The 16744-nt window shown below is 58.2% G+C and carries 15 protein-coding genes and 1 riboswitch; of the genes, 7 read left to right on the top strand and 8 right to left on the bottom strand.

The window, feature by feature from the left end; all coding sequences use genetic code 11:
- Nucleotides 1-3 precede the first annotated feature (3 nt).
- From gspJ to gspE, 6 genes are all read right to left on the bottom strand, one after another.
- Nucleotides 4-780 (bottom strand): type II secretion system minor pseudopilin GspJ, encoded by a 777-nt coding sequence (gene gspJ, locus FMN52_RS01240; protein ID WP_148606952.1) that lies wholly within the window; start codon nucleotides 778-780, stop codon nucleotides 4-6.
- Nucleotides 780-1154, bottom strand: coding sequence for a type II secretion system minor pseudopilin GspI (gene gspI / locus FMN52_RS01235; protein ID WP_148606907.1), 375 nt, complete (start codon nucleotides 1152-1154; stop codon nucleotides 780-782). Before gspI ends, gspJ begins: the two co-directional genes overlap by 1 nt.
- On the bottom strand, nucleotides 1151-1681 hold the full coding sequence (gene gspH, locus FMN52_RS01230; protein ID WP_148606906.1) for a type II secretion system minor pseudopilin GspH: 531 nt from the start codon (nucleotides 1679-1681) through the stop codon (nucleotides 1151-1153). Before gspH ends, gspI begins: the two co-directional genes overlap by 4 nt.
- Before the next feature lie 6 nt (nucleotides 1682-1687).
- Complete coding sequence (gene gspG / locus FMN52_RS01225; protein WP_148606905.1) at nucleotides 1688-2140, bottom strand: type II secretion system major pseudopilin GspG; 453 nt, start codon at nucleotides 2138-2140, stop codon at nucleotides 1688-1690.
- Between the two features lie 68 nt (nucleotides 2141-2208).
- Complete coding sequence (gene gspF, locus FMN52_RS01220) at nucleotides 2209-3420, bottom strand: type II secretion system inner membrane protein GspF (protein WP_148606904.1); 1212 nt, start codon at nucleotides 3418-3420, stop codon at nucleotides 2209-2211.
- 3 nt (nucleotides 3421-3423) lie between these two features.
- Nucleotides 3424-4932: a type II secretion system ATPase GspE gene (gene gspE, locus FMN52_RS01215; RefSeq protein ID WP_148606903.1), complete on the bottom strand. Its 1509-nt coding sequence runs from the start codon at nucleotides 4930-4932 to the stop codon at nucleotides 3424-3426.
- A 165-nt stretch (nucleotides 4933-5097) separates the two neighbouring features.
- Here gspE and FMN52_RS01210 point away from each other — a divergent pair, with 165 nt between their 5' ends.
- From FMN52_RS01210 to FMN52_RS01190, 5 genes are all read left to right on the top strand, one after another.
- Nucleotides 5098-5748: a type II secretion system protein N gene (locus tag FMN52_RS01210; RefSeq protein ID WP_148606902.1), complete on the top strand. Its 651-nt coding sequence runs from the start codon at nucleotides 5098-5100 to the stop codon at nucleotides 5746-5748.
- Nucleotides 5749-5756: 8 nt separating this feature from the next.
- Nucleotides 5757-6419 (top strand): transglutaminase-like cysteine peptidase, encoded by a 663-nt coding sequence (locus tag FMN52_RS01205; RefSeq protein WP_148606901.1) that lies wholly within the window; start codon nucleotides 5757-5759, stop codon nucleotides 6417-6419.
- A gap of 122 nt (nucleotides 6420-6541) precedes the next feature.
- Nucleotides 6542-8146, top strand: a complete 1605-nt coding sequence (locus tag FMN52_RS01200) for an FAD-binding oxidoreductase (protein ID WP_148606900.1) — start codon at nucleotides 6542-6544, stop codon at nucleotides 8144-8146.
- Nucleotides 8147-8183: 37 nt separating this feature from the next.
- Entirely contained in the window at nucleotides 8184-9782 is a 1599-nt protein-coding gene (locus FMN52_RS01195) for a glycerol-3-phosphate dehydrogenase/oxidase (protein WP_148606899.1), read from the top strand.
- Nucleotides 9772-11331, top strand: coding sequence for an FGGY-family carbohydrate kinase (locus FMN52_RS01190; RefSeq protein ID WP_148606898.1), 1560 nt, complete (start codon nucleotides 9772-9774; stop codon nucleotides 11329-11331). Before FMN52_RS01195 ends, FMN52_RS01190 begins: the two co-directional genes overlap by 11 nt.
- On the opposite strand, the gene FMN52_RS01185 is transcribed toward FMN52_RS01190, so the two are convergent.
- Together FMN52_RS01185 and FMN52_RS01180 are read right to left on the bottom strand one after the other, a co-directional pair.
- Nucleotides 11312-12532: a D-amino acid dehydrogenase gene (locus FMN52_RS01185; RefSeq protein ID WP_148606897.1), complete on the bottom strand. Its 1221-nt coding sequence runs from the start codon at nucleotides 12530-12532 to the stop codon at nucleotides 11312-11314. The genes FMN52_RS01190 and FMN52_RS01185 overlap by 20 nt on opposite strands.
- Nucleotides 12533-12695: 163 nt before the next feature.
- A riboswitch (glycine riboswitch) is annotated at nucleotides 12696-12788 on the bottom strand.
- A 196-nt stretch (nucleotides 12789-12984) separates the two neighbouring features.
- Complete coding sequence (locus FMN52_RS01180) at nucleotides 12985-13266, bottom strand: hypothetical protein (RefSeq protein ID WP_148606896.1); 282 nt, start codon at nucleotides 13264-13266, stop codon at nucleotides 12985-12987.
- Between FMN52_RS01180 and FMN52_RS01175 the strand changes: the two genes are divergently transcribed.
- Entirely contained in the window at nucleotides 13259-15169 is a 1911-nt protein-coding gene (locus FMN52_RS01175) for a hypothetical protein (RefSeq protein ID WP_148606895.1), read from the top strand. The two genes, FMN52_RS01180 and FMN52_RS01175, sit on opposite strands and share 8 nt — an antisense overlap.
- A gap of 91 nt (nucleotides 15170-15260) precedes the next feature.
- Complete coding sequence (locus tag FMN52_RS01170) at nucleotides 15261-16733, top strand: DUF3336 domain-containing protein (protein WP_148606894.1); 1473 nt, start codon at nucleotides 15261-15263, stop codon at nucleotides 16731-16733.
- Nucleotides 16734-16744 lie beyond the last annotated feature (11 nt).

The following is a 16744-nucleotide window of genomic DNA, read 5'->3' as shown; positions in this document are numbered from 1 at the left end:
GGCCTAGCCTCCCTGCCCCGTTGCGCCGGTATTTTCACCGGGTTGTTGTTCGGTGGTCTCCTCTTCAGAGCTTTCCTCTCCCGCTTCGCTGGCAGCCTGGTTGGCCTGATTCAGGGCTCCCTGGGCAACTGCCGGATCAAAATCCGGCAGTGCAAAGGTCCGCACCAGCGTTCCGAAACGCTCATGCTCCAGAGTCACTTCCATTCCCAGCGGCAGTGGAATATCCGGGCGACTACCAGGGGTCAATCCGGCCATCACCTCATCGGTTGGCCATTGGAGCTGCCAGCTACGGTTAGAATCCAGAAACCGCACTTCCAGGCGTTTTACACCTTCCAGAAGCAGCACGTCGCGGCTGTCATCTTCCTGGCCCTGGTCCACCATGGGCCAGTACCGGCGCCGCAATTCGCTGCCGGTATATTCCCAGCCAACGCGCTGCAAGCCACTGCGGCGGATGCCCAGGGGGTTGCGCCAACCCTGACGGGTTAACAACAGGGAGAAGTCATCCTCACGACTGGACAGTGCGGGCTGGAAATCGCCATAAATGTCCCTCGCCGGGCGGTTAACCACTTGCATAATGTCCCGCTCCAGCAAGAGCATGGACCGTTGCAGGCCGTCAAACTGCTCAGCCAGTTCATTCACCCGATCTCGTGAATTTACCACCCCGTTAATCACCTGCCACACACCGAGCCCGATGACGGCGGTTATGGTGACCGCAATCAACACCTCCAGAAGGGTAAAACCACGTTGCTGCGGTTGGCAGATCTGGCGGGGCACGGCCATCATTGCGCCCCCACGAAAGCAGACAGGGTATGAATAGGAACTGGCGCCGCGCCCTCCTCGCGGTACCGGGCAACCGTCACCTCAACGCGACGCATCTTCGCCTCGGCGGTAGCCAGTATCGCTGTGGTCACCCGCCAGCGATAAGGCCCGAAGTCGGTGTCCTTGGAGTTCTCGGAGATCCCCGGGATGTTTTCCTGCAGACGGATTTCATTGACCCGATTATCCGCCAACCAACTGGCCAGGGTTTTGTCCCGCACCCGTTCATAACTGGAAATATACTGGCTACCAACTTCGGCTGCTGCGGTCGCAATCAGGCCGAAAACAAGCAGAGCGATGAGCACTTCGATCAGGGTAAACCCTCTCTGCGTTTTCACCCGCCGCTCCCTTCATCACCCGGTTTGCGCCACTCCATGGGCGACACACCATCAGAGGCCAGCACGTGCATGTTGTCTGACCCGTTGCCAATGGTGAATTCAAGCTCGAACGGTGTAGTCTCGCCACTGGAGAAGAACACCACATCCGGAAGCAGTGTGTCCTCGGATGACGCCAGTCTCGGTGCGTCACTTTCAATAAACTCGGTAACGGTGACCCATTCGGGAAGACTTCGGGCCCGGAACATGCGTTCGCCTGACGCTTTCCAGTCCCCGGTCTGATCCTGATAGGCCACGAACTGGTAGCCATCTTCTTCCAGCTTCAGGCCCAGTTCCAGGTTATTGAGTACCGCCTGCTCCGAGGCTGTCTGCATGAGCAGATACAGCTCCCTGACTTCGTTTTCCAGGTCACGCTGCTGGGAACTTCCCCCCATCGTGAAAACCGCAAGGGAGGCGAGCAGACCCACAACCACCAGGACCACCAGTATCTCAATCAGGGTGAAACCGGTCTGTCGGGATCTGACCTGCACAGTGATTTAGCCCTCGGTGTCCCAGACGCTGATATCGGCAGCGTCGCCATCGCCGCCTTCCTGGCCGTCAGAGCCATAGGAATACAGGTCGTAGGGGCCTTCAGTGCCGGGACTTACATACTGGTATTCAGAACCCCAGGGGTCTTCAGGCACGCTCTTCAGGTAACCATCCTGATTCCAGTTCTTTGGTTCCGGGCTGCCGCTGGGCTTCGATACCAGTGCTTCAAGACCCTGCTGGGTAGATGGGTAATGGCTGTTGTCCAGACGATAGAGATCCAGAGCATTGGCAATGTTGCTCAACTGGGTTTCCGCCACGGTGACTTTTGCCTGGTCACTCCGGCCCATGATGTTGGGTGCCACGATGGCCACCAGCAGGCCCAGGATCACCATCACCACCATGATTTCGATCAGGGTGAAGCCGCGATTGTGATTGTGTGTATTGAGGTTCTTGATGGTCATTGTCTCACTCGTCATTGGCATGGATTGCTTTCGGTTCGGATTTGTCGACTGACAATCCGGCGCGGGTTTCATCCCACGAGATTACTCATATTCAATATCGGCAGCATGATGGCCAGCACTATGATCAGTACCACCACGCCCATCACCAACAGCATCATCGGCTCGAACAGGCCCACGATCGCGGCAATCTTGGATTGCAGGGTGTTTTCCTGCATGCGAGCGGTCCGTTCCAGCATGCTGTCCAGTTCTCCACTGGCCTCCCCGCTGGCGATCATGTGCAGCATCATCGGCGGGAAATACCCGGTCTGATCAAGCGAACGATGTAATGAGCCGCCTTCACTGACCTTTCGGGCCGCATCCCTCAGTTCCTGCCTCAGAAAATCGTTGGAGAGCACCTCACCGGCAATACGCATCGCCTCCACCAACGGCACACCACTGGTGGTCAGGATGCTCAGGGTACTGGCATACCGGGCGGTATTAACTCCACGGACCATCCCGGAGAACAGTGGCAGATGTAACAAGCGCTTGTGAAACCGAAGCCGGAACCCGGGCTTGGTAAGGAAAAACCGGAACACCATCAGTGCGCCGACCAGCAGTATAAACAGGTAGACACCGTAATCCGCCAGAAATTCCGACACTGCAAGCATCGCCATGGTCAGCGTTGGCAGCTCCTGTCCCTGCTTCAGGAACACATCGATGATATCCGGTACCACATAAGTCAGCAGGAACACCACGATGGCAATGGCAACGATACTCAGAATGATGGGGTAGATCGCTGCCAGTTGAATCTTCTGCCGCGCTTCCTGACGGCTTTCGGTGTAATCCGCCAGCCGGTTAAGCACCAGATCCAGGTGGCCGGCGTGCTCCCCTGCAGCAACGGTAGATCGATACAGCCTCGGAAACGCACGCGGAAACTCACCGAGACTGTCTGCCAGAGTGTAACCTTCCATGACCTTGGCCCGGATAGCGATCAGCATGCTGCGAATTCTGGGCTTCGGCGACTGCTGGGCTGCCGCAGAGAGCGCTTGCTCAATGGGAATACCCGACTGGATCAGCGTTGCCAACTGGCGGGTAACCAGGGCCAGATCGGCCGCGGCAAGGGAGCCACGGCTGCTGAGAGGATTGCTTCGGGCCTGTTTTTCCGCTGCCGGTTCAACCGCCAGTGGCGTCAGACCACGCTCCCGGAGTTGCTGGCGAACGGCTCTCGGAGCATCAGCCTCAACCACACCATGCTTCTGCTTGCCCCGGGCATCCAGTGCCTTGTATTCGTATGCTGGCATGGTTTACTGACCCCGGTGTGTAACGCGGAGCACTTCTTCCACCGTGGTCACACCGTCCAGTATTTTCTGCACACCGTCTGCGTGAATACTGGGGCCATGCTGGCGAGCAATTTTCTCCAGGTCCAACTCACCGGCCCGTTTGTGAATCAGAGAGCTGATCTCTTCCGAGATCTCAACCACCTCATAGATACCGATCCGGCCACGGTAACCGAGTTGGTTGCAATGACTGCAACCTGTTGCACGGTAGATTGTGGGCGGATTGGCGGGGTCTTGCTGGAGGAACTCGCAGTGTTCCTCTGTCGGTGTGTAAGGCTCCCGGCACTCTTTGCACAGAACCCGAACCAGCCGCTGAGCGACAATGCCCACCAGACTGGATGAAATCAGGAAAGGCTCGATGCCCATGTCCATTAGCCGGGTGATGGCGCCAACAGCGGTGTTGGTGTGCAGCGTGGACAGAACCAGGTGGCCGGTCAGACTCGCCTGTACCGCGATCTCTGCCGTCTCCAGATCACGGATCTCACCGATCATCACCACATCGGGATCCTGACGCAGAATGGCTCGAAGGCCGCGGGCAAAGGTCATGTCCACTTTCGTATTGACCTGGGTCTGACCAATACCCGGCAGGTTATATTCAATGGGGTCCTCAACGGTCAGGATGTTGCGGCTGCGATCATTGATTTCCTGCAGCGAGGCATAGAGTGTGGTGGACTTACCGGAACCGGTCGGGCCGGTCACCAGAAGGATACCGTAGGGCCGGTGAATCAGCTTGCGCAGAACTTTCAGGTCCCGCCCGGCCATGCCCAGGGATTCCAGCCGAATGGCACCTGCCTGTTTGTCCAGCAAACGCAGAACCACACGTTCACCGCTGGAAGACGGCATGGTCGACACACGGATATCCACTTCCCGACCGGCTACCCTCAGCGCAATCCGGCCATCCTGGGGCACGCGCTTCTCGGCAATATCCAGCTTCGCCATAACCTTGATCCGGGACACCAGCAACGGGGCCAGCGCCCGCTTGGGCTCTACCACTTCCCGCAGCACGCCATCCACCCTGAAACGAACCACTAACCGCTTTTCGTAGGTCTCAATATGAACATCCGAGGCGCTGGTTTTCACGGCCTCGGTGAGGATGGCGTTAATCAGGCGGATGATCGGGGCATCGTCTTCCTGCTCCAGCAAATCCTCGGTTTCGGGGACGGAATCAGCCAGGGAAGCCAAATCCATGTCGTCGCCGATGCCCTCCACCATCTGCATGGCTTCGGCGGAATCGTTCTGGTAAGCGGAATTCAGGGCCTGATCGAACCGGTCAGGGTCAATGGTGGCAAAACGGGCGCGACCGCCACTGATACGGTTCGCTTCCGCCAGCGCCGAGTGAGACGCACCGGGCCGAACCAGAATTACCGGCTCGCCGGCATCCGAACGGGTCAGAATTACTCCGTTGCGCTTGGCAAAAGTGAAGGGAAGACGGCCCAGCGGAGCATCCTGCGGCTGAAGTTCAGTATCTGTGGTCAAGGTCGTCCTCGTTCGTGAAACCCTTTTCGATTCAACTAATTCAGAAAGGCTACCACAGGATATGGACCCGCTGAATAACTCTATACACTATACTGCCAATAAAACGTTGCAGTCTGATAACCTGTGAGCTTTTTCCGGCCCACAAACTTGCCTTCAGGATGATCAATGCTCTTAAACAATGAACGGTTTCCCCTGATTCTTGCGCTCGTGGCAGGGGCCGCCATGGTCGCCCTGACAGCCTGGCAGGGTTACCGGTTCTGGCAGATGGAAAGCCACCAAGGAAATTACAGCGCCGCACAGCCACTGGTCTCCAATCCGGCTGTCGGACGTGAACCACCCACGGTGAACCTGTCCTCTCTGGATCTTTTCGGGGCCGCCTCCGGCGAGCGCGCGCCGGTAGAAGTGGACACGGAGAATCTGCCGGAAACCAACCTTCGATTGTTTCTCCGGGGCGTTCTGGCCGCCGATGGCGAGTTCCCGGGCAGCGCGCTGATCGAAGATGACAAGAGTAAAACCGAGGCCTACCTGGTGGGTGATGAACTGCCCGGCAACGCAACCCTGCGCTCGGTACATCCGAACCGGGTGATCATTGAGCGCTCCGGCAAACTCGAGAACCTGTACTTCCCGGAATCCGACGACCGCAGCGGCATGTCCTTCACTGCCGACCAACAGGAAGAGCCCGCCTCTGAGACCCAGCAGGCTGCATCCTCCTCGCCCTCAAGAGCGCCCGCCTCCGCCAGCAGCGACGAGCAGCGCCGGGAGGAAATCCGCCGGCGCCTTGAGCAGCTCAGGGAACGCCTACGGAACAATAACTGAGGCGCCCCATGGAAACGGCCGCTATCCAGATACGCCGCCGTTCAAGCCTGTTGCCTGTGCTGTTGCTTCTGGTTTCTGTTGGAAGTGCCTTTGAGCTCAGCTCCCGCCTGATGACCTACGTACAGGAAGAATTCGGCACCGAGGCACACCAACGCCTGGAAAACTGGCAACGACTCCATGCGCTCGCCGCAAACGCCCCCGTTGACCGACAGCTCCGGCTGGTCAACTCCTTCTTCAATCGGGTCAGCTTCGTCAGCGATATCCGCCACTGGGGCGAAGAAGACTATTGGGCAACCCCGGTGGAACTGCTCACCACCAACGGCGGGGATTGTGAGGATTTCTCCATCGCCAAATACCTGACCCTCAAGTCCATGGGCGTGCCGGACGATCAACTGCGTATTGTCTATGTCAAAGCCCTGGAGCTGAACCAGGCCCACATGGTGCTGGCATGGTACCCCGAGCCGGATGCAGATCCACTGATTCTGGACAACCTTATAAATGACATTAAATTAGCCTCCCAACGAACTGATCTTGAACCTGTTTATAGCTTTAATGGCGATGGCCTCTGGCTCAATCAGTCGGGCGGAGCGCGAACCCGAATTGGCGAAGCAGGCAAGCTTTCCCGGTGGCAGGATCTGAACAGCCGACTGACGGAATCACTCCGGCCCTGAGGTCCATTGCGAAGAATCTTCTGGCGGCAAATGACAGCGCGACTGGCGCCAAGCGACATCTGCAGAAGGTGCCGACCCGCTAGAATGCTTCACATTATTTCTTAACCCGGAGAATTACACACATGCGACGCTGGAACGGCTGGGGCGACGAAGGATTTAATCTGGCAATGCCGGAACAGGGACAGGACTTTCTGGCATCGCGCATCGGTGACGGCCGTCCTCTGACGGACGCCACCCTGGAATCTGTCTGCGCGAAAGTGCCGGACGCCCGCCTGAACCTTCCGGCAGAGCTGGAAGCACTGATCGATATAAGCCCGGAAGCCAGGGTTCGGCACGCCCGTGGCCAGAGCCTTGCTGACTGGCTGGCCATGCGCAGCGGCACGTTTGGCATGTTTCCCGATGGCGTTGCCTACCCCAGCACCAGCGACGAAGTTCGAGCCCTTCTCTCCTGGGCCGCAGAGCAGAATCTTCACCTGATCCCCTACGGGGGTGGCACCAGTGTGGCCGGGCATATAAACCCGGTGGACAATGGCAAACCCGTGCTGACTGTGGATATGGGCAGGATGAACCGCCTGCTGGATCTGGACCGGGAAAGCCAGATCGCAACGTTCGGCGCGGGGACGCCCGGCCCCCTGGTAGAGTCTCAACTCAGGGCCCACGGCTACACTCTCGGGCATTTTCCGCAGTCTTTCGAACTGTCCACCATTGGCGGATGGGTGGCCTCCCGATCGAGTGGCCAGCAATCCCTGCGCTATGGCCGCATAGAACAACTCTTTGCCGGCGGCTCCGTCGAAACCCTGCAAGGCACCCTCACCCTGCCAACCATCCCCGCCTCCAGCGCCGGCCCTGATATCCGCGAGATGATTCTGGGCTCTGAAGGCCGCATCGGCTTGATCACCGAAGTGAAGGTTCGGGTCACCCCGCTGCCCGAACATGAGAGTTTCCATGTGGTCTTTTTCCCGGACTGGGAAAGTGCCCGCACAGCCAGCCGCCTGCTGGTGCAGAACAGAACCCAGCTATCCATGCTCAGGCTCAGTAACGCAATAGAGACCGAAACCCAGCTGGCGTTGGCCGGCCACCCCCGACTGATCGGCATGCTCGAGAGCTTCCTGTCGCTTCGTGGCGCAGGCAATGGCAAATGCATGATGACCTTTGGCATCACCGGCACCCGGCACCAGACCAAAAATGCCCTGAAAGAGGCCCGCAGCATCTGCAAGGCCCAAAACGGCGTCTATACCGGCACCCGGCTCGGCGATAAATGGGCAGCCAAGCGCTTTACCATGCCCTATCTCCGAGAGGCGCTCTGGCAGATGGGATACGCTGTAGACACCCTGGAAACCGCCACCGACTGGGACAACGTCGACAATCTTCTGGGCCTGATCGAGACCAACCTGCGTGACGGGCTGAAAGACCAGCACGAGAACACCCATGTATTCACCCACCTGTCCCATTTCTACAGCCAGGGCTGCAGCATATACACCACGTATGTGTTCCGGGTGGGCGACAGCTACGAAGAAACACTCGCGCGCTGGCAAAAACTCAAGACCAGCACCTCCGAGCTGATCGTGAACAACCGCGGCACCATCAGCCACCAGCATGGGGTTGGCAAGGACCATGCCCCTTATCTGCCGGTGGAGAAAGGCGAACTGGGCATGCTCGCCATCCGCTCTCTGTGCAACACCTTTGACCCCAACGCCATCCTGAACCCGGAAACCCTTTTGAAATGAGTGCGAAATGAGCGCAAAGCTGAATGGGAGACCAACCATGACCCGCACCGAGACCCTCGACGCGCTGCGCGCCGGGACCAACCAATTTGATGTGGTGGTGGTTGGCGGCGGCATCACCGGTGCCGGGGTGGCCCGCGAAGCCGCAGGCAGTGGTCTGCGCACCCTTCTAGTGGAGCAGAAGGACTTTTCCTGGGGCACCTCCAGCCGCTCCTCCAAGATGGTGCATGGCGGCCTTCGCTACCTGGGTAGCGGCCACTTCGGTCTTACCCGGGACGCGGTGCGCGAGCGGGAACGGTTAATGGCGGAAGCACCGGGGTTAATTGAACCCCTGCGCTTTATCATGCCGCACTTCAAGGGCCAGTTCCCCGGACCTCGCCTGTTTCAGACACTGCTTCGGGTTTACGACTTTATTGCCCGCAACCGGAGCCGCCACTTTCTGACCCCGGCCGAATCCATGCTCTGGGTGCCGGGCCTGACGGGCGAAAAACTCGCCGGCGCCAGCGGTTTTACCGATGCAGTAACCGACGACTCAAGACTGGTTCTGCGCCTGATTGCCGAAGCCCGCCGGGATGGAGCGCTGTGTCTCAATTACACCCAGGCGATCGAAGTGAAGCGCAGTAGCGGTCAGGTATCCGGCTTGTTGATTCAGCCAGAGGAACAGGAATCGCCCATCGATATCTCCACCCCCCTGGTGATCAATGCCACGGGCGCCTGGGCCGATCGCCTGCAATCCAGTGAAACGTCCGATGGCACCATGCAAATACGGCCGCTGCGCGGCAGCCATCTGGTTCTGCCCTGGGCCAGCCTGCCGGTTTCCTGTTCAGTATCCCTGTTTCACCCGGAAGATGGCCGTCCGGTGTTTGCCTTCCCATGGCTGGGCACGACCGTTCTCGGCACCACCGATCTCGACCATCAAGGCAACCTGGATCAGGAGCCGGTGATTTCCGAGGCGGAAACCGCCTACCTGCTTGAGATCGCCGAAAGACTGTTTCCCGGCAGCCCCATTGACCGGAGCGACATACTCTCGAGTTGGGCCGGCGTAAGACCCGTGGTTACCGATGGCACAGGTAAGGCACCTTCCAAGGAAAACCGGGAACACGAACTTCGGGTAGACCGCGGCCTGGTCAGCATTGCCGGCGGCAAGCTCACCACCTTCCGGGTTATCGCCCGGGAAGCCCTGACCCAGGGACTTGGCGAGAACACCGGCAAGGTACTTCGGCCCGACTCCGAACCGGTATTTCAGCCAGTCGATGACGCTTTACGACCGCCTGCAGTGGGTCACCAGAGTTGGCAGAGACTTCAGGGGTTCTACGGCCCTGAGTTGAACCAACTGATTGATTCGGGCCCCCTGGATCCCGTCACACCGGACCGGGCTTCCGACCTTATATGGGCAGAACTGTGCTGGGCCTGCCAGAAAGAAGATGTACAGCATCTGGATGACCTACTTCTTCGCCGAGCACGATTGGGCCTCGTGTTGCCAAATGCCGGCCAAGCCCTATTGCCGGAGATCCGGAACCATTGCCAGTCCCTGCTTGGCTGGGACGACCAACGGTGGGAAGCAGAACAGGCCCGGTACCTGAGTATCTATCGCAACGCCTATTCGCTGCCACCCGGGGAGGCCTCCGATGCCAGCTGATCCGTTGATCCTGGCCATCGACAATGGCACCCAGAGCGTTCGTGCGCTGTTATTCGATACCCGGGGCAACCTGGTGGGCAAAGGCAAGCAGGAAATCGAACCCTATTTTTCCCGAGAGCCCGGCTGGGCCGAGCAGCACCCGGACTATTTCTGGGAACAGCTCGGGGAAGCCTGCAAGTTGCTCTGGAACTCGACAGACGCAACACCGGATCAGGTTGTCGGAGTCACAGTAACCACCCAACGGGGCACCGTCATCAATCTGGATGAAAACGGCCAGCCCCTGCGACCAGCGATCATCTGGCTCGACCAGCGCCACGCAAAGGTCGAAGGCCCAGTCAAAGGTCCTTGGGGATGGCTGTTCAAGTTGACCCGCCTTGAAGACACCATCAACCGATTCCGAGAAAAGACCCAGGCCAACTGGATTGTCCAGAATGAACCGGAACTCTGGAGCAAAACCCGGCACTTCCTTCTGCTTTCTGGCTACCTCAATTACCGGCTGACCGGGGAGTTTAAAGACTCGACCGGAAGCCAGGTCGGCTACCTGCCTTTCGACTACAAAAAACACCGCTGGGCCGGCCGGCGCGATTTCAAATGGCAGACCATGCCCGTTGAGCCTTCGATGCTCCCAGAGCTGGTAGCGCCCGGAGAGACCCTGGGGCATCTGACCGACGACGCCTGCCGGCACCTTGGCCTGACGCAGCGACTGCCCGTGATCGCTGCCGCTTCTGACAAGGCCTGCGAGATTCTCGGCTCCGGCGGGCTGACCCCGGATATCGGCTGTATGAGTTACGGCACTACCGCAACCATCAACACGACCAGCCAACGGTATGTGGAGCCCATCCGGTTGATGCCACCCTATCCCTCTGCGCTGCCTGGTCATTACTCGACGGAAGTGATGATCTACCGGGGGTTCTGGATGGTGAGCTGGTTCAAGCGGGAGTTTGGCCTGCGGGAACGAAAAATAGCCGAAGAACGGGGCATTGAGCCGGAAGCGTTGTTCGATGAACTGGTCAAGGCGGTTCCACCCGGATCGATGGGCCTGATGCTGCAGCCCTACTGGTCACCCGGCGTGCGCCAGCCGGGGCCCGAGGCGAAAGGCTCGATTATCGGATTCGGGGACGTTCACACCCGCTCCCACATTTATCGCGCCATCCTCGAAGGTCTTGCCTATGCGCTCAGGGAAGGAAAGGAAAAAATCGAGAAGCGAAGCGGCGTGAAGATCAGGAAATTGCGAGTGGCGGGCGGCGGTTCCCAGAGTGATGCGGCCATGCAGTTGACTGCCGATGTATTCGGTTTGCCGGCCGAGAGGCCTCACACGTATGAAACCTCCGGGCTCGGCGCCGCCATCGATGCGGCGGTTGGGCTGGGTCTGCACCCGGATTTCGAAACGGCCGTGGCGAACATGACCCGGGTTGGCGACGTCTTCCATCCGAACGATGAAACCCGGGCCCTTTACCACCGGCTCTACTCCGAGGTTTACCTGAAGATGTACCCCCAGCTCCAGCCCCTGTACCGGAAAATCCGGGAGATTACCGGCTATCCCCGGTAACACTCTCCGCGACCAACTCAGCGGTAATCGCCGAGAGCGTCCAACCCAGGTGACCGTGCCCGGTGTTGTAGAACACGGTCGGCAGGCGTCCCGGCCCGACCCTTGGCATCATGTTCGGTAGCATTGGCCGCAAGCCGGCCCAGGGCACAACCTTGCGAGTACAGACACCGGGGAAGCACTGCTCAACCCAACGGGTTAGCGGGCGGATCCGGTCGTCCTTGATATCGCGGTTGTAGCCGCTGAACTCGGCGGTACCGGCAACCCGGAAACGGCCATCACCCAGGCGACTGGTAACGATCTTGGTGGCGTCATCCAGCAAGCTGACCGTTGGTGCCGCATTTTGCGAGGCTTCGTCGTCCAGTTCCACGGTGATGGAATAGCCCTTAACCGGATAGATATTCACCCGGTCACCCAGCTTTTTCGCGAGCCCGCGACTGCCGACACCGGCACAGATCACGACACCGTCGAAAGTATCCCGGGACTGTTCGGTGCCGTCGTGGGCGGTAACCCAGGCATTGCGCTCATCGGCGCTCAGCTCGGTCACCGTGTGGCCGTAACAGGTTTTAACGCCAAGCCGTTGGATGGCATCTGCCAGTCCGTTGGTGAATTTGTGAATATCACCGGTGGAGTCACTCTCGGTGAAAAATCCGCCGTAATAGTTACCAGCCAGGGTCGGCTCGATGGATTTCATTTCCTCCGGGGTTACCGAACGGCGCTCCAGGCCGCCAGCGGCCAGCAGACGCGATACCTTTGCAGCGTGATCAAAACCGGCCTTGTCCCGGTAGATGTGCAGAATACCCTGCTTCTTCAGATCGAAATCGATGCCCTCTTCCTGTGCCCAGGCAAACAGGTGATCGCGGGCAGCAATGGCCAGACGGGCGGTTTCCGTGGTGTTTTTCTCATATTGGGGAATAGCGGCAATGAACTCGGCGAACCAGCTCAGCTTGTGCCAGGAAGGCTTGGGATTGACCAGCAAAGGCGCATCCCGGCGGGACATCCACTTGATGCCCTTCATGACTGTCTGCCAGTTATTCCAGACTTCGGCATTAGAGGCGGAGAGTTGCCCACCATTGGCGAAAGAGGTTTCCATCGCCGCATAGCGGTGTTTCTCATAAACCGTAACATCAAGCCCGCGCTTGGCGAGGGTGTAGGCCGTGGTAATACCGGTGATACCACCGCCAATTACTGCGATTCGCTTCATTCCTATCTCCGTGAGCGCCCAGGGTTTCCTCCCTGCTCGAAATGGCAGAAAGCACCCCTTCCGTCACGGGACCTGAGAGATTCACGAGCCGTTTCAGCGAAAACGGTCGTTTGCTCCTTCGGTGTGCCGACTGACGCGATTGTCGACAGCTCTTCGGAAAGTATTCATGTCAGCGGTCCTTTTGCCTGAGAGTTTCCGGGGCAGTTGCTCCTTCGGCGCTGATCGCAAGGGATTCAGTCTCTCCCGCAGACATGTCTGATTGGTAATAAACGCCAATCCACGGGTGTAAACATAGCAAATAACCGGAAGGCATGGAACCAAAGCATTGGTGTCACAGATGTGACAAAAATTGACCACCGTCAGACAATCCAGCATCCATCAGCATTATGCTTATAAGTACAGAACCAGATCGTCTGAGATAGACGCAGCGCTATGAACGCACCGTCAAGCTGTTATCCGGCAATCATGCTCTGTCCGAATAGTTTGTTGAGGTTTCCGGCACGCGCCTTGAGGAGTATGACCATGCCCCGTAAAAAAACAATTAAGCATCTGATAAATCTGCCTTTAATTGCTTCAATGACTTTTGTGAGCGGCTGTTTTCTGGATGGCTCGAGCTCTTCGAGTAGCTCGAATACAACGCCCTCAACCGAGCAGCCTGCAATCTCAGAAAAAGTGCTCGACAGTGCCGCTTCGTTCCTGGGAGCGGCGACTGGCAAAGAAATACCTTTGACCATTGATTCCGTCGTCTTTGTGAACTCCGCATTGGGACTCAACGACGTTCCCACAGATCCGAAAAACCTGTATGGCGACCTCTGGATGGTGGTGCGTGATGAGTACGGTGTTCCGGTACTGGACGGAAATGGTTGCATACAGCCGATTTCATCCGAAACCATAACCTGGCCGGACGGCAGCGAGCACGATACCGTCCCGATGGTTGTTGAAGAATTCGACGACACCGAACTGGACTTTGCCTGCACGGTGGTAGAAGGCTATGAGACCTATACCATCGAGCTGGAAATTGGGCGTCTGAACATGATCAGGACCGTCACCCAGAATCCAGCCGTCTTTGCCCGGGCACTGGCCGAGGCGGTCGACAACATCAATGCCTCTACTGCCATCAAAACCGACCCCGCAGGCAGACTGGTGCTGGTAACGGAAGTTGATGGTGAGCTGGTTGAGAAGACCATAGACTCACCCCGTGAAAACCTCGCTCTTTACTATGCGCTCCTTCAAGAAGGACGCATCGCTGGTTACGGACCCGAGAGCCGCGAAGGCGGGCAGGTGGTTCCGCCTGAATGGAAGGAAATCCGCGATGATCTGGAACTGGGCGACCTTTCCTACCTGCGCGACGGAACGCCTGGCCGTACCGGTGGTGTGAGTCTGCATGAAGGTTATGCAGATCTTTCAAACATGACGCATAACCGGATGACCGATTATGTAACCCAATTTGTCTCCTATGTTCAGTACATCGACTCGGGCTCGACCTGCCTGTATGAAGATCAGGTTGCGAATGCCTGGAGCCGTATCTTCGACATGGAAGACTACTACGGCGAAAACATTGCCGGCTTCACAACCCATGCCGACGATGCGAGACGGACTATCGTCTTTACCCATGATGTCATTCAGGATATGCCGGAAACCCCGCTGGAAACCCTCCCTCCCAACAGCTTTGATTTAATGCATGCTGCGGCGGCATTCCTCGGCGGCGCCTCCAACAAGAGCGTTCCACTGACCATTGATGGGCTGGTGTTCCTGAACACAGTACTCGGGCTGAACGAGGGCGTTGAGTTCACCTACAAAGGCGAGGTATTCGGCGATCTCTGGGAGCTCGAGCGGGATGAAAATGGCGTACCCGTCCTTGACGCAAACGGTTGCCCGCAGCCGATCTCGGTTAACGGCGGTTTTGTTCCCATGGAACTGGACGAAACCGGTGAATGCATCATAGTGGCCGGCTTCGAGGAGGATGTCATTGAGCTGGAACTGGGGCGCCTTAACGTGGCACGGGTTGCCCTCAGCAATCCTCGCGTCCTGGATCGCACCCTCAACGACGTGATGAACTCCATCAATGCCTCCGTTGGCCTGAAGCTGGATCTGTCTGGACGACTTGCCTACGGTGTTGACGACGGAACCGGTAATCTCAGCTACTACCAGACCGTGGACTCCCCCCTGGCCGGACTGGCGTTGTACTGGGCGCTGATGCGTTGGGGCAAGCTGGAAGGCACTATTGAAGTCATGGAAGAAGGGGTCTGGGTTACCAAGCAGATCGCCATTGAATTGCCAGACCAGGTACTGGCCGATGAAGGCCTGCTGTTTCTCAAACACGGCACTGCTGCATGCCAGGGCAATGCCGCAGAATGCGGAGCCAAGCATCTGCCAGTCAGTGGCTACATTGACTACAGTAACTTTAACCATTCAACCGAATCTATTTACTCCGGAGTGGACGTAAGTTATGTGGAACGCCAGCCAGATAACCTAAGCTGCGCCTACACAGACAAAACAGACGACCTCTGGATTCGCGTTCTTGGCAGCGATAGCTACACCGGCAGCAATATTGAAGCTTTCGTCAAACAGGCGGAGGATACTCGTAGCGTGATTCAGTTTATCCATACGGTTATCCAGGATCCCGTGGCGACCTGACATCCCACCGGGCTGACACCTGGTTCAGAAAGCGACCCCTGCTCCGGCGGGGGTTTCTTTTTGCCCGCCATGATGAGTTAAGCTAAAAGCCATGAAAAACGCCTCGAAGACTCGCAGACAGTTAACGCAGCAACTGGAACAAGCCGGCAACTACGAACAATGGTGCAAGGCCGCCACAGCTCTGGATGACCTGGACGGATTGCTTGCCTGGCGCGAGCAGGAAGAAACCGGAATGCTGCATGAAAGCCTGATGCGCAAGCACATGGACCTCATGGACCATTGCCAGCAGACTGGCGACACACGGCGATTGATTCGGATCCTCCAGGAGAGCCTCTACCGTCACCTCGGGGAACTATCCAACCCCGATCTCTATACGGTCGCTCGTAGCGGAACCAACCGGTTGGTGGGTGAATTCCTGGATGCGGTAGAGACGTCCATGACATTCATCTGCGACCACCCCATTCCAGAGGTCACAACCGCCCGTAAACTGAAAATGTTTCGGGACGCCGAGCGGGTCTATGGCCGGCCAGCTCTGATGCTCAGCGGTGGCGCGGCCTTCGGCATTTACCACATTGGTGTTACCCGGGCGCTCTGGCGCCAGGATCTTCTGCCGGATGTCATGGCCGGCTCCAGCATGGGTGCCATCGTGGCGGGTGCCATCTGCACACGAGACGAAAAGGAACTGGCAGACTTCTTTAACCATCCGGAACGCATTCACCTGAATGCCTTCCGCTGGCTCGGCGTCGCGGAAGGCCTGAGGGCCGGCCATGCCATGGATCCGCGCCAACTTCAGGAGCATCTCCAGCACAATCTGGGCAGCGTCAGTTTCAAAGAAGCGTATGAGCATAGTGGCCGTACACTGAATATCTCCGTCTCCCCTACCCGCACCCAGCAAAAGCCAAGGCTGCTGAACTGGCTCTCCTCCCCGGCAGTTCTGGTGGATTCAGCGGTGATGGCCTCCTGTGCGGTTCCAGGCATCTTTCCCCCAGTGACCCTTCAGGCCCGGGAGTCGGGCAGAAATAGCGAGAGCAGCGTGCCCTACATGCCCACCGAGAGCTGGATTGATGGCAGCGTGCATGGCGACCTGCCATTGATGAGAATGGCCCGTCTGCACAACGTGAACAAGACCATTGTGAGCCAGGCCAATCCCCATGTGGTGCCGTTTATCAGTGACCATGACCGGAGCGGCGTGACCGCCTGGGCCAAGCGGGCAGCGTTTTCACTGGCCCATGGTCAGATCGCCACAGCCCTGAAGCTGACCCGCCAGAGCCCGCACCCCGGCATCATCCGGCCATTGATTGAGCAAGCCCACGCCATGACCAGCCAGCAATATCTGGGCGACATCAATATCCATTTTCCGCCGAAAGCCTCCCTGTACCGAAAGGTGCTGTCTAACCCGAGCCCCGAGGACCTGGAGATGTATATAAACCTCGGGGAACAGGCGACCTGGCCACGACTGGCCATGATCGAGGATCAGACGCGGATCAGTCGGGCCTTTGATCGCTGCATAAGGCAGCTGGAAGCCGCGCTGGAGACAGAAAACCGGGACGAAACCCAGCTGTAGAATGGTTGGCG

The organism is Marinobacter sp. BW6, from assembly GCF_008107725.1.
Taxonomy (GTDB): Bacteria; Pseudomonadota; Gammaproteobacteria; order Pseudomonadales; family Oleiphilaceae; genus Marinobacter.
This window is presented reverse-complemented; position numbering and strand designations above follow the sequence as displayed.

Coding starts and splice junctions, on each gene's coding strand:
- FMN52_RS01170 (WP_148606894.1), top strand. CDS start 15,261: ATGAAAAACGCCTCGAAGACTCGCAGACAGTTAACGCAGCAACTGGAA.
- gspJ (WP_148606952.1), bottom strand. CDS start 780: ATGGCCGTGCCCCGCCAGATCTGCCAACCGCAGCAACGTGGTTTTACC.
- FMN52_RS01210 (WP_148606902.1), top strand. CDS start 5,098: ATGCTCTTAAACAATGAACGGTTTCCCCTGATTCTTGCGCTCGTGGCA.
- gspF (WP_148606904.1), bottom strand. CDS start 3,420: ATGCCAGCATACGAATACAAGGCACTGGATGCCCGGGGCAAGCAGAAG.
- FMN52_RS01195 (WP_148606899.1), top strand. CDS start 8,184: ATGACCCGCACCGAGACCCTCGACGCGCTGCGCGCCGGGACCAACCAA.
- FMN52_RS01205 (WP_148606901.1), top strand. CDS start 5,757: ATGGAAACGGCCGCTATCCAGATACGCCGCCGTTCAAGCCTGTTGCCT.
- FMN52_RS01190 (WP_148606898.1), top strand. CDS start 9,772: ATGCCAGCTGATCCGTTGATCCTGGCCATCGACAATGGCACCCAGAGC.
- gspG (WP_148606905.1), bottom strand. CDS start 2,140: ATGACCATCAAGAACCTCAATACACACAATCACAATCGCGGCTTCACC.
- FMN52_RS01200 (WP_148606900.1), top strand. CDS start 6,542: ATGCGACGCTGGAACGGCTGGGGCGACGAAGGATTTAATCTGGCAATG.
- FMN52_RS01180 (WP_148606896.1), bottom strand. CDS start 13,266: ATGGTCAAAGGTATTTCTTTGCCAGTCGCCGCTCCCAGGAACGAAGCG.
- FMN52_RS01185 (WP_148606897.1), bottom strand. CDS start 12,532: ATGAAGCGAATCGCAGTAATTGGCGGTGGTATCACCGGTATTACCACG.